We start from the raw sequence: 14,789 nt of genomic DNA, 5'->3' as shown, positions 1-14,789 counted from the left end.
CATGACCCTGGCCACCACCGACAACGTCATCGCCGCAGAGCCGTCCTTTCCGATACGCATGTTGCGCATGCTGCTGGCGGACAAGTTCGCGCTTTGCGCCGCGATCTTCCTTCTCGTCATCCTCGTCATAGCCGTCATCGGCCCGGCCTGGCTGGGCGACCTGGCGACGAAGCAGAACCTGCGCGGCCGCAATCTGCCGCCATTCGACTGGACACGCGCCTGGGTCTGGTGGATGGGCGCCGACGCGCTCGGCCGTCCGCTCTTCGCCCGCATCATCGTTGCGGCCCAGAACACCCTGATGGTCGCCGCCGGCGCCGTGATCCTGTCCTCGGTGATCGGCACCGTTCTCGGCCTCATCGCCGGCTTTTCCTCGCCGCGCATGAGCCAGATCATCATGCGTCTCGCCGACGTGATCATGTCCTTCCCGTCTCTGCTGATCGCGGTGATCGTGCTCTATGTGCTCGGCTCCTCGATCCTCAACCTCATGCTGGTGCTCGCCATCACCCGCATTCCGGTCTATCTGCGCACCACGCGGGCCGAAGTGCTGGAGATCCGCGAACGCATGTTCGTGCAGGCGGCCCGGGTCATGGGCGCCTCCAGCAAGCGCATCCTCTTCCGCCACATCCTGCCGGTCGTGCTGCCGACGCTGACGACGCTCGCCACCCTCGATTTCGCCTATGTCATGCTGGCGGAAAGCGCGCTGTCCTTTCTCGGCATCGGCATTCAGCCGCCGGAAATCACCTGGGGCCTGATGATCTCGCAGGGCCGGCAATATCTCACCAATGCCTGGTGGCTCTCCTTCTGGCCCGGCCTTGCCATCATTCTCACCACCATGTCGCTCAACCTGCTGTCCAACTGGATGCGGATCGCGCTCGATCCGGTACAGCGCTGGCGTCTCGAAATGAAGGGCGGCAAAAATGGCTGAACATCTGCTCGAGGTCCGTAACCTCTCCGTCGAGTTCCACACCGCGACCGGCGTGGTCCATGCGGTGAAGTCTATCTCCTATCACCTCGACAAGGGAGAGACCCTCGCGATCCTCGGCGAAAGCGGTTCCGGCAAGTCCGTCTCCTCCTCGGCGATCATGAACCTCATCGACATGCCGCCTGGCCGCATCAGCGCCGGCGAAATCCTGCTCGACGGCAGGGACCTGCTGACAATGCCTGCCGAGGAACGGCGCGAGGTCAACGGCCGCCGTGTCGCCATGATCTTTCAGGATCCGCTCAGCCATCTCAATCCGGTCTACAGCGTCGGCTGGCAGATCTCGGAAGCCATGACCACGCATGGGCTCGCCGGCAGCAAGGCGCGCGAAGAGGCGCTGCGGCTCCTTCGCCGCGTCGGGATTCCCGAGCCCGAGCGGGCAATGCGCAAATATCCGCACGAATTCTCCGGCGGTCAGCGCCAGCGCGTCATGATCGCCATGGCGCTGGCGCTCCGGCCGGACCTCCTGATCGCCGACGAACCGACCACCGCGCTCGACGTGACCGTGCAGGCGGAAGTGCTGAAGCTTCTGAAGGAGCTGCAGCGCGAAACGGGCATGGCGGTGCTGATCATCACCCACGATCTCGGCGTCGTCTCCGAGATCGCCGACCGGGTCGTCGTGATGGAAAAGGGCGCCATCGTCGAAGCGGGAACCGTGCGCGAGATCTACAAGAACCCGCAGCATCCGTACACGCAGAAGCTCATCGCCGCCGCCCCCGGCAAGGGCGCGATGCACGAACCCGGCGCCCGCGCCGAACCCCTGCTCAGCGTGCGCGACGTGCGCAAGACCTACGGCTCCTTCGAAGCATTGAAGGGCATCTCCTTCGATCTCATGCCCGGCGAGACAATGGCTGTCGTCGGCGAAAGCGGCTCCGGCAAATCGACGCTTGCCCGGGCCCTTTTGCGTCTCGACGAGCCGGATGGCGGCACGGCGCTCTGGAAGGGCCGCGACCTGTTCGCGCTTTCGCCGGCTGAGCTCTACAAGCTCAGGCGCGACCTCCAGATGGTGTTCCAGGACCCGACCCAATCGCTCAACCCGCGCATGACGGTCTACCAGCTGATCTCCGAGGCCTGGGTCATCCATCCGGACATCCTGCCCAAGGCGAAATGGCGTGAACGCGTGGCGGAGCTCCTGGTGCAGGTCGGCCTTTCGGCCGAACACATGAGCCGCTATCCGCACCAGTTTTCAGGCGGCCAGCGCCAGCGGATCGCCATTGCCCGGGCGCTTGCGCTCGAGCCGCAGCTGATCATCTGCGACGAGGCCGTTTCCGCGCTCGACGTCTCCGTCCAGGCGCAGGTGATCGAGCTTCTCGACAGGCTGCGCCGCGAGATGGGGATCGCCTTCATCTTCATCGCCCATGACCTGCCGGTCGTTCGCGATTTCGCCGACTACGTCATGGTCATGCAGCAGGGAGAGGTCGTCGAGCTCGGCACCGTCCGCGAGGTCTTCGATACGCCGCGGCAGGCCTATACCCGCGCCCTTCTCGCGGCCAGCCTCGATCCCGATCCGGATGCAAAGGCCGGCCACCTCGCATCGGTGCCGGCCGGGGCTGCCGACATTCTCATCCCAAAGCGGAGTCACTGATGTCCAAGAAAGCCTTCGTCGCCCTCGTCACCTGCTTCAACGAGGACGAGACCATCAATTACGAGGCGACCCGCGCCCAGGTGCGCCGTCAGGTGGCCGCCGGCAACAATATCATGTGCGCCGGCACCAATGGCGATTTCACTGCGCTCACGCACGAGGAGAAGATCCGGCTCACCGAGGAAGTGGTCGACGAGGTCGGCGGTCGCGTCGATGTCATCGTCAATGCCGGCATGCCCGCGACCTTCGAGACGCTGCAGCTCGCGCGCGCTTTCGACCGCATCGGCGTCAGCGGCATCGCCGTCATCACGCCCTTCTTCATCGCCTGTACGCAGGACGGCCTGATCCGGCACTTCTCGACGGTCGCCGATGCCGTCGAGACCCCCGTCTATCTCTATGACATTCCCTCCCGCACCCAGAACCATATCGAGCCGGAGACGGCTCTGAAGCTTGCCTCGCACGGCAATATCGCCGGGATCAAGGATTCCGGCGGTGCGCAGGATACGCTCGAGGCCTATCTGCAGGTGGCGCGCGACGTGCCGGGCTTCGAAGTCTATTCCGGGCCGGACCATCTGGTTCTCTGGTCGCTGCAGAACGGTGCGGCCGGCTGCATTTCCGGCCTCGGCAATGCAATGCCGGAGGTCCTCGCCGGCATTCTCAGCGCGTTCAACAACGGGAACATTGCCGAGGCGGAACGCCAGCAGGCACTCTACACCGCCTTCCGCACCGAACTTTACGCCCTCGGCTTCCCGCCCGCCTTGGTCAAGCGCTCACTTTACCTGCAGGATCCCTCCGTCGGGGCCTCCCGCCAGCCGGCGCTGCTTCCGAGCGAGGAGCAGGACGCAAGCATTCGGGAGATTCTGGTGCGGCACCGGCTGTTGTGAGGCGGTTCCCCCTAGCCGTCATCTCGAAAGCTCTCGTTTACCGGACCGGTGCAGGACCCATCCGGCAATCAGCATCAAGGCTCCCCAGAGCAGAAAGCCTGTGTCCCAGTAGACCCACTGGTCGCGCGGCACGGTCTCGTTGACGTGATGCAGGCCGAGAATCTGGTGATTGACGGTGCCTTCGATCAGGTTGAAGGCACCAAACCCGATTAGGAAGGTACCGGCAATAAGCCTTGCCGACCAAAGCAGGGGCGTCCGCCGCCCACGGCGCCACAGGACGATCAGGCCCAGCACGACGAAGACGTATGTGGCCACATGGAAGAGGCCGTCGAAGAACGTATTCAATCTCAGATTTTCGAGGCTGTCGGGGGAAAGCCTGCGCTGCTCAGCATGTGATGCCACTGCAGCACCTGATGCAGGACGATGCCGTCGAAGAAGCCCCCGAGCCCCAGGCCGAGGAGGATCCCGGCCGCAGCGGGAAATTCTCCGTTTTCTTTTGCGGTGTCGTCCAATATCTGTACTCCGCTCAGCAACCACTCCCAGAATGCATTCTTTCGAAATATTTATTAATTGATCAGTTTGATGAAATGTACTTTTCATTCCGCCTAAGCTGTCTTAATATTCTCCACGTCAGTAGAAGCGGTCAGCCGCGTTAGTATCTCACGATACAACATCCGGTCGGGAATTGCTGGCATGCGATCGCGCAGACCGCAGCCCGACGGATCTTTCTGACCTCGCCTTCAGCAAAGTTGACGTCGAACTCCGGAGCGCTTCGCTCACGGACAATCCGTGAATTGGATTGACGGCAACTTTGGAGAGACTGATGATTATCGACATTAGCTGCTACCCGACCAAGATTGTGGATCTGGCCTGGCGGCACGATGGCGAGCCTTTTACAGGTGAGCGCCTCCTCAAGATGATGGACGGCCCTTATTATGTGAACGGGAAGCCGCGCCGCATCGACAAAGCTTTCATCCAGCCCCCGCAGGGCAACACCATTTACACCGACGGCTACGGCGATCTGACCGGCAAGGCGGCGATCCGGGACTACATGTCCTACACCGTCGAGCTCGTTCAGAAATATCCGGACCGCTTCCTCGGCTGTTTCGTCTACAATCCGCGCTACGGCACCCAGAACGGCGCCGAAGAAATCGAGCACCACGCCAAGGAATACGGCTTCAAGATGGTGCAGCTTCAGGCGAACATGCACGCCTACCGCCCCGACCGGGCGCTCGACTGGCTGCGACCCGCGATGCGGAAATGCGCCGATCTCGGCCTCATCGTGAAGGTGCATACCGGCGACGGCCCCTACAGCATCCCGACCGAATTCTATCCGATCATTCGAGAGTTTCCGTCGGTCAATTTCGTCCTCGGGCACTTCGGCGTGCAGACGGGTGGCGTCTATGTCTTCGAGCCGTTCCAGATGGCGATGGATGCGCCGAACATCTATGTCGAATCCGGCTGGTGCCTGCAGTCGCGCATCGTCGAATTCGCCAAGGAACTGCCGAAGCACAAGATCCTGTTCGGCACCGACACACCCCCGAACGAGCCGGGAATGTGGCTGCGCCTTCTCGAGGTGCTGTGCCACGAGCCGCCCCAGGGGCTGAACCTCGACGAGGATACGCTTGAGGACTACCTCGGCAACAACATCGCCCGGATGATCGGTCTCGATCCGACGCCGCCGCCGCGCAGCCTGGAGGAGGCACAGGCCCGCCTCAAGGGCACCCATGCCAGCCTTCAGCCGGCATGAGCCTTCCGCACGCGCGTTTCATGAAATCGGAGAAATAGCATGATCATCGATACCCACCTCCACCCGACCAATCTGGTCGACGAGGCATGGCGCCACACCGGCACGCCCTTCAACGGCGAGCGCATGCTGAAACTGATGGACGGACCCTATATGATCAACGGCAAGCCTCGCCGGATCGACATGGGCTTCATCCAGCCGCCGCCCGGCAATACAGGCTATCGCGACGGCAACCGCATGGGCCGCGAAGGCATCCGCGATTACATGGCGTATATCGCCGAACTTTGCCAGAAATACCCGGACCGCTTCATCGGCAACTTCAACTACAATCCCCGCTGGGGGCCGGAGAACGGCGCGGCCGAGCTCGAATTCCATGTCAAGGAATACGGCTTCAAGATGCTGAAGCTGCATGCCAACATGCATGGTTACCGGCCCGACCGGGCCCTCGACTGGCTTCGCCCGGCGATGAAGAAGTGCGCGGAACTCGGAGTGGTCGTGCTCATCCACACCGGTGACGGGCCCTACACCATTCCGACGATGTTCTATCCGATCATTCGCGAGTTCCCGATGGTCAATTTCATCATCGGGCATTTCGGGATCCAGACCGGGGGCAACTACTCGTTCGAGTCTTTCTGGATGGCGATGGACACACCCAACGTCTACTGCGAGTCCGGTTGGTGCTTCCAATCCCGCATCGTCGAATTCGCGAAAGAGCTGCCGAAACACAAGATCGTCTTCGGTACGGACTCGCCGCCAAACGAACCCGGCATGTGGCTGCGCGAGCTCGAGGTTCTCTGCCACGAACCGCCCCACGGCCTCGGGCTTTCCGAGGACGATCTCGAGGGCTATCTCGGCAACAACATCGCCAAGCTCGTCGGCATCGACCCGACGCCTCCGCCACGCAATCTCGAGGAAGCCCAGGCGCGCCTGACCGATACATATGCGGGTCTGAGGCGTGAGGAGCGCCAGCCTACTCCTGCCTGATCGGCCCTGGCCGATCCCAAGTCAGAGCGGGATTCGAGCGGAACATCGCTCGCATTTTCCTCATCCCGCTCCAGGGCAGCGGCTCCCTCCAAGGCCGCTGCCCGCTCATGTGAAGTAACGACAGCGCGAAGGGCAGTATTATGGAGTTCGGCAGCCAGGACGTCCGCTACTTTCTCCGGGAATACCAGAAGGCGCATCCCGAAGACGTACTCACCATCGAAGACCGTATCACGGACGACCAGGACGCATCGGCGTTCATCTGGAAGCTCAACCAGCAAGGCAGGGCGCCGCTCCTGCATTTTCGCAACGTCGAGGGCGTCGGCGGTGAAGTGATTGCCAACACCTTCGGATCGCGCGAGCGGATCGCCCGGATGTTCGGGACCTCCCAGGACCGGCTGCACGAAGCCTATCAGGCACGCTCGCGGCAAGCCCTGCCGCCGCGGCTGGTCGACAGCGGACCGGTGACCGAATGCGTGGAGGAGCACGACATCGATCTAGGCACCCTGCCGATGCTGAAGCACTTCGCGACTGACAGGTCGAAATACATCACCAGCGGCATAATTATCGCCGAGCACCCCGAAACCGGCGCCGGCAATCTCAGCTATCACCGCGCCATGATCCATTCGAAGAACGAGCTGGCGACGAGCCTGCATTCGCGCGGACATCTGTGGCGGCTGCTCAACTTGGCCAAGGACCGCGGCGAGAACCTGAAGGTCGCCATGGTCATCGGCGCGCACCCTCTCTTCATGATCGCAGCCTCGGCGCGCCTGGCGTTCGGTGAGGACGAGCGCGACGTCGCCGGCGGCCTCATGGGCGAGCCGCTCGAGGTGGTACGGACGCCGAAATACGGCATCCGGGTTCCGGCCTATGCCGAAATCGTACTGGAAGGGGTGATCGAGCCCGAAACGCAGGTTGCCGAAGGGCCCTTCGGAGAGTTCACGGGCTACTCGTCCGACCGATCGACGAACAATCTGTTTCGCGTCGAGACGTTGCTGCGCCGCAAGGACGCGATCCTTGTCAGCGTCGCCGGCGGCAACTCGTCCGAACATCTCAATCTCGGCCGTGTTCCGCGCGAGGCGGAGATGGTGGAAAAGCTGAAGCAACGCTTCCCGAGCGTGACGGCGGTCCACTATCCGGCATCCGGCACGCATTTTCATGCCTATGTCGCCCTCAACCAGACGAGACCCGGCGAGGCCCGCCAGATCATGCTCGGACTGCTCGGCTGGGATGCTTATCTGAAGACCGTGATCGCCGTCGATGCCGACGTGGACATAACGCGGGACTCCGACGTGCTTTGGGCCATGTCCGCCCATTTCCAGCCGCACAAGGATGTCGTCATCATCGAAGGGCTGCCCGGCAACGCGCTCGACCCTTCGGCATCCGGTATCGGTACGACGTCCCGCATGGGCCTCGACGCGACCCGCGGGCCTGATTTTCACGGCGTGCTCGCCAGGATCGACGAGGCTGCCTTCGACCGCGCTTCGGCGATTCTCGCGAAATTCGGCCGTCCTTAGAGAAAATGGCGACGCTTGGAGGTGAGAGCGATGAAGGCGGACCGGGAACAGAGAAAGCGGATCATCGTCGGCATCAGCGGCGCCTCCGGCGTGATATACGGCATCCGGCTCCTGGAGATCCTGCGGGATCTGGACATTGAAACGCACCTCGTGATGAGCCGTGCCGCCCAGATCACGCTGGCGATGGAAACGGACTTCAAGGTCGCCGATGTCGAAGCCCTCGCCTGCTGCGTCCATCCCAACAAGGACATCGGCGCCTCGTGCTCCAGCGGTTCTTTCCGCACGCTCGGGATGATCGTTGCGCCCTGCTCGATCAAGACCCTGTCGGAAATCGCGACCGGCGTAACTTCCGGCTTACTGTCCCGGGCGGCGGATGTAACACTGAAGGAACGCCGCCGGCTGGTTCTCATGCTGCGCGAAACGCCATTGCACATCGGCCATATTCGTTCGATGGCCCAGGCGACGGAGGCGGGGGCGATCATCTGTCCCCCCGTCCCGGCCTTCTATGCCCGTCCGCAGACGCTGGACGAGATGGTCAATCATACCGTGGCACGCGTCCTTGATCTGTTCGATATCGATCCCGGGCTCGCACATCGCTGGAGCGGGCGGCGCGCTGCCGTCCCTTCCCGCCCACGTGAAGATATCGAGGTGAAGATGAGGTGAGGAATACCGCCCGTCGCCGGCCGGAGGAGGGTCGGGGTTCGGCGTCAGGCTCTTGGAAAATAATGGGAGGAGCGAAATGAATACGGACTCGAAGTGCGATGCTATCGAAGAAATGTTTCCCGCGCCGAAACTGGCGGCGCTCGGCCTGCAGCATGTCCTGGTGATGTATGCCGGTGCCATCGCGGTTCCCCTGATCATCGGCAGCGCGCTGAATCTCTCCAAGGATCAGATCGCCATGCTGATCAGCGCGGATCTTTTCTGCTGCGGCATCGTCACCCTCATCCAGTGTCTCGGCATCTGGAACGTCGGCGCGCGTCTGCCGATCATGATGGGCATCGGCTTTACCGCGGTTCCCCCGATCATCGCCACGGGCACGGATCCGGACCTCGGAATGCCCGGCGTTCTCGGTGCGGTCATCGCATCCGGCGTGTTCACGCTTCTGGCCGCCCCCTATTTCAGCCGCTGGGTTCGCTTCTTCCCGGCGGTGGTCACCGGCACGGTGATGCTGGTCATCGGCCTGTCCCTGATGCGGGTCGGAGTAAACTGGGCGGCGGGTGGTCAACCCATGATAAAAGGCCCGGACGGGCTCATTCCCAATCCGGCCTACGGTCAGCCCTTCGCTCTTGCGGTCGCTGCCATCGTGCTGGTTTCCATTCTCCTGATGACCCGCTTTCTCAAGGGATTTCTCGCGAACCTGGCCGTCCTGTTCGGCATAGGGATCGGATTTACCATCGCTGTGGCTTTCGGAAAGGTGGATTTCCAAGGGGTCGCCGATGCGAGCTGGATCACGGTCGTGACGCCGTTCGCCTTCGGCATGCCGATATTCGACCTGTGGGCGACGGCTGCGCTCTGCACGGTCATGATCGTCATGATGATCGAAGCTACCGGCCAGATTCTGGCCGTCGGCGACATGGCAGGCCGCACGATCAGCGAAGCCGACCTGGCGCGCGGGCTGCGCACGGATGGTCTCGGCAACATTATCGGCGGGATATTCAACACCTTCACATATACCACATATGCCCAGAATGTGGGCCTGCTCCAGATCACCGGTGTGATGAGCCGCTGGGCGGTTGCAGCGGGCGGCGTGGTCCTCATCCTTCTCGGCTGCCTGCCGAAGATCGCATTCATCACCGCGTCGATACCGAGCTATGTCGTCGGGGGCGCCGCGATCGTGATGTTCGGCATGGTCTCGGCGACGGGCGTCAAGATTCTCGCCCGCGTCAACTTCGTGGACAACCGCCGCAACCTCTACATCGTCGCCGTCAGCGTCGGCCTCGCGATGATCCCGGTGGTCGCGGACAAGATCTTCGCCCAGCTGCCGGAGTTCATCGACCGGTTCTTCCACAGCGGCGTTCTCGTCGGAACCTTCTCGGCGGTGCTGCTCAACCTGCTCTTCAACGGCGTTCCTCCGCGCGAGGAGGTGCAGCCGGATTTGGTCGGTGAGGGCGCCATGCGGCATCCCGGCTAGGCGCACCCGCAAGCGAATGCACGGCATGCACTGCCCCCGGCCATCTCCGGGGGCAGTGCGGTTTTATGCAATCAACGGCGGGTGAGGATACCCCCTTCCGCCCTCGCCTTTCCGGCCGGCTGCGGCAAGTGGGATCCGCTGTTCCCGCTCAAACATGACAAATCCGCCGAAGCCTCCCGGCCTCGGCGGATTGGCGTCATTCCCCCGGATCAATTATCCGTACTGCCCGCCGAGGCAAGGCAAAGCTCCAGCCCTTTTTCCAGCGCCGCCCGGTCGAGGTTGCGGCCGATGAAGACCAGCTTCGTGTAAGGCATGTCCTTCCCCCAGACATGGTCCGGACGGAAGTCCATCAGCTTGTGCACCGCCTGCAGCACGAAGAAACGAGGATCGCCGGCAATCGCTATGATGCCTTTGGTCCGGAAGATGTCGTCGCCCTCCTCCCGAAGCAGGCGCGAGAGATAGTCCGTCAGGCGGCGCTGGTCGAAAGGCCGGTCGAAGACGAAGGATTCCGAGCTGACCGTCGCGTCATGCAGATGATGGTTATGGTGGTGATGATCGTGGTGGTGATGGTGATCGAGGTCGAGCAGCTTTGCGCGTTCGGCGACGTAGGACGGCGCGAAGCCGGAAATGCCGAGAATGCTCGACAGCTCCACCTTGCCGTAGCTCGAGCGTACGATTTCGGCCGTCTGGTTGAGCTTGCGCATGCCGCGCTCGAGCGGAGCGATCTCTCCTTCCGATACGAGGTCGATCTTGTTGATGATGATGCGGTCGGCGGCGACGATCTGGTCGACGGCCTGGTTGTCGCGTCCGTCCAGGACGGGATCGTCGATATGCTGCCCTATGTGCTTGGCATCGACCAGCGTCACGATGCCGTCCAGTGTTACGTGCTTGCCGATTTCATCATCGATGAAGAAAGCCGTCGCGACGGGAGTCGGATCGGCAAGCCCGCTGGTCTCGACCAGGATGTGGTCGAACTTGTCCTTTCGGGCAAGCAGCTTCTGCAGCACCTCTATCAAATCGTTGCGCACATCGACGAAGCAGCAAATGCAGCCGTTCTTCATCTGGTAGATCTCTTCCTCGGAGGCGAGCACGAGATCCGAGTCCACATCCACCTCGCCGAATTCGTTTTCGATCACCGCGATGCGGTGACCGTGTCGTTCCGTCAATATGTGGTTCAAAAGCGTTGTCTTTCCGGCACCGAGGAAGCCGGTCAGGATGGTGACGGGAATTTTGCTGTCCTGAAGATGGTTGGTCTGCATCACTGCCTCGTTTCGTTGGCTTTGGACTTGAGGGCGTTCAACACTTGCTCCGGCGTTATCGGGTAGTGGTGGAAGCGGACGCCGATGGCGTCGTGGATGGCGTTGGCGATGGCCGGTCCGATCGCGATGATCGGATCCTCCCCGACGCCCTTGGCACCGTAGGGACCGCCGGGATCCGGCGCCGTTTCGAGGATGATGGTGCGGATCGACGGCATGTCCATCGACAAGGGCATCTTGTAATCGACGAAGCTGGGATTGAGGGAACGCCCATTGGTAAGGTCGATGACATAATCCTCGCTGAGGGTGTGGCCGATGCCCTGCTGAATGCCGCCCTCGATCTGTCCGGCCGCGGCGATCGGATGGATGACCCTGCCGATCTCGTGTACCGGCACGACCTCGATAACGGCGACCTCGCCGGTTTCGGTATCCACCTCGACTTCGGCGAAATGGGCGGCGAAGGAGTAGGACTTGGTCGGCATGTAGGTGCCTACGCCGACCAGTTGCACCGCCGGCATTCCCCGTTGCGGCCCGACGGCCTCGCAAAGCCGGATGCTGCGGTTCGAGCCGTTGGTGACGACCACGAAACCGTCCCGGATCGCGAGATCCTCGGGCTCGGCCTTGAGCAGGGGCGCGGCGTGTTCGAGCACTTGTCTGCGCACGTCGGCGGCCGCGAGCTGAGCCGCCCGTCCGCCGAGATAGGTCGTGTGGCTGGCGAAGGCGCCGATATCCCAGGGGACGATATCGGTGTCCCCTTGGACGACCGAGACCGCTTCGAAGGGCACGCCGAGTTCCTCGGCGACGATCTGCGACAGCGCCGTATGCGCGCCGGTGCCGAGGCCGGCGGTGCCGGTGATCAGCGTCACCGTTCCGTCCTCGTTCATCTTCACGATTGCGTTGCCCTGTTCCTTGATACCCGGATAGGCACTGGATCCATGCATTTCGCAGCCGATCCCGATCCCGCGGCGCCTGACGCCTTCCGGCTTCTCTCGCATGCGCAAGTCGTGCCAGTTCGTCTCCTGCATGACGCGGCGGATGCAATCCCCGAGGCCATGTCCGACGATCGGGTGCCCGGAGGGTGCCATGTCGCCCTCGCGTACCGCGTTCATCAGCTTGAACTCGGCCGGATCGAAGCCGAGCTTCTCGGCCGCCTCGTCCATCATGAGGTCGAGCGCATAATATGTCTGAACGACGCCGTAGCCGCGAAAGGCGCCGGCAATCGGCGAATTGGTATAGATGCAGCGGCCTTCTAGCCGCACATTCTCGCAGCGGTAGAGCGAGGTCAGCGCTGCAGTGCCGACATTGGTGACGCCGGGACCGTGCGAGCCGTAGGCGCCGGAGTTGAAGGTGACCCTGGCTTCGCGTGCGACGATCCGGCCGTCTTTGGTGAAGCCCTGCTTCAGCCATATCTTGCCGGGGTGACGCGAGCGGCCGCCGAGGAAGGTTTCCTTGCGGCTGAACTCCATCTTGACCGGACGCCCCGTCTGCCGCGCAAGCAGGGCGCAGAGGAATTCGTTCTGGAAAAGATCCTGCTTCGCGCCGAAGCCGCCGCCCATGTGATCGACGATAACGCGTACCTTGTTCAGCGGTACGCCGAGCACTTCGGCAAGCGTGCCGCGGACCATGAATGCGCTCTGGGTCGAGGTCCACATGGTGAGTTTGCCGTTGCCGTCCCACTGGCTCACACAGACATTGGGCTCCATATAGGCCGGTGTCGGGCGGCCGAGATCGTATTCGCGCTCGAGGATAAGATCCGCCTCGGCGAAACCCCTGTCGACGTCGCCGCGGGTGACGAAGACCGGCGGCAGCACATGGTTCCGGTCGAGACCGTTCTCATGGATCGGCGGAGCGCCGGGCTCCGATGCGGCTTCGATGGTGAAAAGGCCGGGCAAGGGCTCGTACTCGACCTCGATGAGCGCGACCGCGCGCTCGGCGATTTCCTCGCTGACGGCAGCGACGGCGGCGACGCCCTCGCCCCAGTATCGCACCCTGTCATCGAGAATGTACTGGTCCTTGGTAACGGATGCCGAGCGCGGATGCGGCGAGCCCGCATGCAGGACGCGCGGGACGTCCTTGTGCGTCAGCACCGCCTTGACCCCCTCGAGTGCCAGCGCCTTGCTCGTGTCGATGCTCCTGATGCGCGCATGCGCGACATTGCTGCGCTTCATCTTGGCATGGAGCATGCCGGGCAAGGCGACGTCGCCTGCATATTTGGCCGTCCCCGTGACCTTCTCCAGCGTATCGGACCGCTTGACGCTCTTGCCCACGACGGTGAAGTCCCGGTCGGACAGGTCTCTGTCGATCCTTTCATAGGTGTTCATAGTGTCTCCGCCTTTCTCAGTTCCTCGGCCGTGGCCCGAACAGCGTCGATGATCTTGGTGTAGCCGGTGCATCGGCAGATATTGCCGGCTAGAGCGAAGCGGATTTCGTCCTCGCTCGGGTCCGGGTTTTCGTCGAGCAGCGCCTTGGCCATCATGATGATGCCCGGCGTGCAGAAGCCGCACTGGGCACCGCCGTGCTCCATGAATTTCTGCTGCAGCAGGTGCGGCCGGTCGTAAGCCGGCTGCAGGCCTTCGATGGTCTCGATCGTCGCGCCTTCAGCCTCGACGGCGAGCACCAGACAGGCATTGACCGGCCTTCCGTCCATGATGACCGTACAGGCACCGCAGTCTCCGACGTCGCAGCCTTTCTTGGTTCCGGTGAGACTGCCTTCGTTGCGTAGCGCATCGAGCAGCGTACGGTTGGGAGCAACCGCGAGTTCACAAAGCTCGCCGTTCACCGTCATCGAAACGAGCCGGTTCATTGTGCACCTCCCATGGCGTAGCCGATCGCCCGGCGCGTAAGCACGCCGACCATGTCGCGGCGGTAGGCCGCGCTTGCGCGCACATTGCCGATGGGAGTGGCTTCCTGCATTGCGCTTTCCGCAGCCTCGGCCAGCAGCGCCGCGTCGATGGTCCGTCCCCTGAGAAGGTCCTCGGTCCTGCGGGCGCGGATCACCGTCGGCGCCACGGCGCCGAGCGCGATGCGGATGTCCGAGCAGTGCCCGGCCGCGTGTTCGATACTGACGGCAACGCCGACGGTCGCGAGTTCCATCGCCTTGCGGCGGCCGTGCTTGATGTAGGCGCGGCCGCTCGTCGGGCGGGGCGCCGGCAGGGATATGCCGGTGACGATATCTCCGAGCGAAAGAACAGTCCGGCCGGGACCGGTGAAGAAGTCCTCGAGCAGAACGGTCCGCTCGGTGCCTCCATTATAGACGGAGAGGCTGGCGCCGTCGGCGATCAGGGGCGGGATCGTATCCGCCGAGGGCGAGGCGCGACAGATGTTTCCGACCACGGTCGCCCGGTTGCGCACCTGCACCGAACCGAGGAGGCTTACCGCCTTGGCGAGATTCGGATAGTTGCCGATGACATGCGGCGAGGTCTCTATCTCCCGGACCGTCACCAGCGCGCCAAAGCGAAGCCCGGCGGCCGGATCATAGGTAAAATCCCTCAGGTTCGGGATCTTCTTGATGTTGACGACGTGAAGGACGCTGCGAAGCTCCTCCTTCATCTCGACCAGCAGATCGGTACCGCCCGCGATGATGCTGGCATCCTTGCCCAGCCGCTTCAGCAGATCGCTGGCCTCCGCCAGGCTCGCCGGCTCGTAATATTCGAACGGTTTCATGCATTCCTCCTCCCAAAAAAACAGCGGTCGCCGCCGCGTGCCGCACTGA

The 14,789-nt window shown here is 62.8% G+C and carries 12 protein-coding genes and 1 pseudogene; 8 read left to right on the top strand and 5 right to left on the bottom strand.

The annotated features are described in order from the left end of the window. The first annotated feature begins 1 nt into the window (after position 1). The 3 genes from N0Q91_RS26485 to N0Q91_RS26475 are packed head-to-tail and all read left to right on the top strand — an operon-like array spanning position 2 to position 3,445. Positions 2 to 925: an ABC transporter permease gene (locus tag N0Q91_RS26485; protein ID WP_275599620.1), complete on the top strand. Its 924-nt coding sequence runs from the start codon at positions 2 to 4 to the stop codon at positions 923 to 925. Beyond that, entirely contained in the window at positions 918 to 2,564 is a 1,647-nt protein-coding gene (locus tag N0Q91_RS26480) for an ABC transporter ATP-binding protein (protein WP_275599619.1), read from the top strand. The genes N0Q91_RS26485 and N0Q91_RS26480 overlap by 8 nt, the downstream gene beginning before the upstream one ends. Beyond that, positions 2,564 to 3,445: a dihydrodipicolinate synthase family protein gene (locus N0Q91_RS26475; RefSeq protein ID WP_275599618.1), complete on the top strand. Its 882-nt coding sequence runs from the start codon at positions 2,564 to 2,566 to the stop codon at positions 3,443 to 3,445. The genes N0Q91_RS26480 and N0Q91_RS26475 overlap by 1 nt, the downstream gene beginning before the upstream one ends. Positions 3,446 to 3,463: 18 nt before the next feature. Here the strand turns inward: N0Q91_RS26475 and N0Q91_RS26470 are convergent. Then, a pseudogene (locus N0Q91_RS26470) lies at positions 3,464 to 3,957 on the bottom strand (DUF2243 domain-containing protein). A gap of 311 nt (positions 3,958 to 4,268) precedes the next feature. Here N0Q91_RS26470 and N0Q91_RS26465 point away from each other — a divergent pair. The 5 genes from N0Q91_RS26465 (at position 4,269) to N0Q91_RS26445 (ending at position 9,821) form a co-directional block, all read left to right on the top strand. After that, positions 4,269 to 5,195: an amidohydrolase family protein gene (locus N0Q91_RS26465; protein WP_018095905.1), complete on the top strand. Its 927-nt coding sequence runs from the start codon at positions 4,269 to 4,271 to the stop codon at positions 5,193 to 5,195. 39 nt (positions 5,196 to 5,234) lie between these two features. Further along, entirely contained in the window at positions 5,235 to 6,176 is a 942-nt protein-coding gene (locus N0Q91_RS26460; protein WP_003532048.1) for an amidohydrolase family protein, read from the top strand. Between the two features lie 140 nt (positions 6,177 to 6,316). Further along, a complete protein-coding gene (locus N0Q91_RS26455) occupies positions 6,317 to 7,690 on the top strand; it encodes a UbiD family decarboxylase (RefSeq protein ID WP_275599617.1) in 1,374 nt (457 codons plus the stop codon). Positions 7,691 to 7,720: 30 nt separating this feature from the next. Then, the gene (locus N0Q91_RS26450) at positions 7,721 to 8,353 is read left to right on the top strand and encodes a UbiX family flavin prenyltransferase (RefSeq protein ID WP_275599616.1); all 633 of its coding nucleotides are present in this window, start codon (positions 7,721 to 7,723) and stop codon (positions 8,351 to 8,353) included. A gap of 76 nt (positions 8,354 to 8,429) precedes the next feature. After that, complete coding sequence (locus N0Q91_RS26445; RefSeq protein ID WP_275599615.1) at positions 8,430 to 9,821, top strand: nucleobase:cation symporter-2 family protein; 1,392 nt, start codon at positions 8,430 to 8,432, stop codon at positions 9,819 to 9,821. A 209-nt stretch (positions 9,822 to 10,030) separates the two neighbouring features. Here N0Q91_RS26445 and N0Q91_RS26440 read toward each other — a convergent pair whose 3' ends face one another. Genes N0Q91_RS26440 through N0Q91_RS26425 form a run of 4 tightly spaced genes read right to left on the bottom strand, consistent with a single transcriptional unit; the run spans position 10,031 to position 14,740 of the window. Beyond that, complete coding sequence (locus tag N0Q91_RS26440) at positions 10,031 to 11,080, bottom strand: CobW family GTP-binding protein (RefSeq protein WP_275599614.1); 1,050 nt, start codon at positions 11,078 to 11,080, stop codon at positions 10,031 to 10,033. Then, positions 11,080 to 13,398 carry a xanthine dehydrogenase family protein molybdopterin-binding subunit gene (locus tag N0Q91_RS26435; protein WP_275599613.1) on the bottom strand — a complete coding sequence of 773 codons (2,319 nt, stop codon included), beginning with the start codon at positions 13,396 to 13,398 and terminating at the stop codon, positions 11,080 to 11,082. Before N0Q91_RS26435 ends, N0Q91_RS26440 begins: the two co-directional genes overlap by 1 nt. Then, the gene (locus N0Q91_RS26430; protein WP_275599612.1) at positions 13,395 to 13,880 is read right to left on the bottom strand and encodes a (2Fe-2S)-binding protein; all 486 of its coding nucleotides are present in this window, start codon (positions 13,878 to 13,880) and stop codon (positions 13,395 to 13,397) included. Before N0Q91_RS26430 ends, N0Q91_RS26435 begins: the two co-directional genes overlap by 4 nt. Beyond that, a complete protein-coding gene (locus N0Q91_RS26425; RefSeq protein WP_275599611.1) occupies positions 13,877 to 14,740 on the bottom strand; it encodes an FAD binding domain-containing protein in 864 nt (287 codons plus the stop codon). Before N0Q91_RS26425 ends, N0Q91_RS26430 begins: the two co-directional genes overlap by 4 nt. Positions 14,741 to 14,789: the final 49 nt, after the last annotated feature.

The sequence above is a fragment of the Sinorhizobium prairiense genome (assembly GCF_029201645.2).
Lineage (GTDB): Bacteria > Pseudomonadota > Alphaproteobacteria > Rhizobiales > Rhizobiaceae > Sinorhizobium > Sinorhizobium meliloti_A.
Note: the sequence above shows the minus strand (reverse complement) of the source record. Positions and strands in the feature narration are given on the sequence as shown.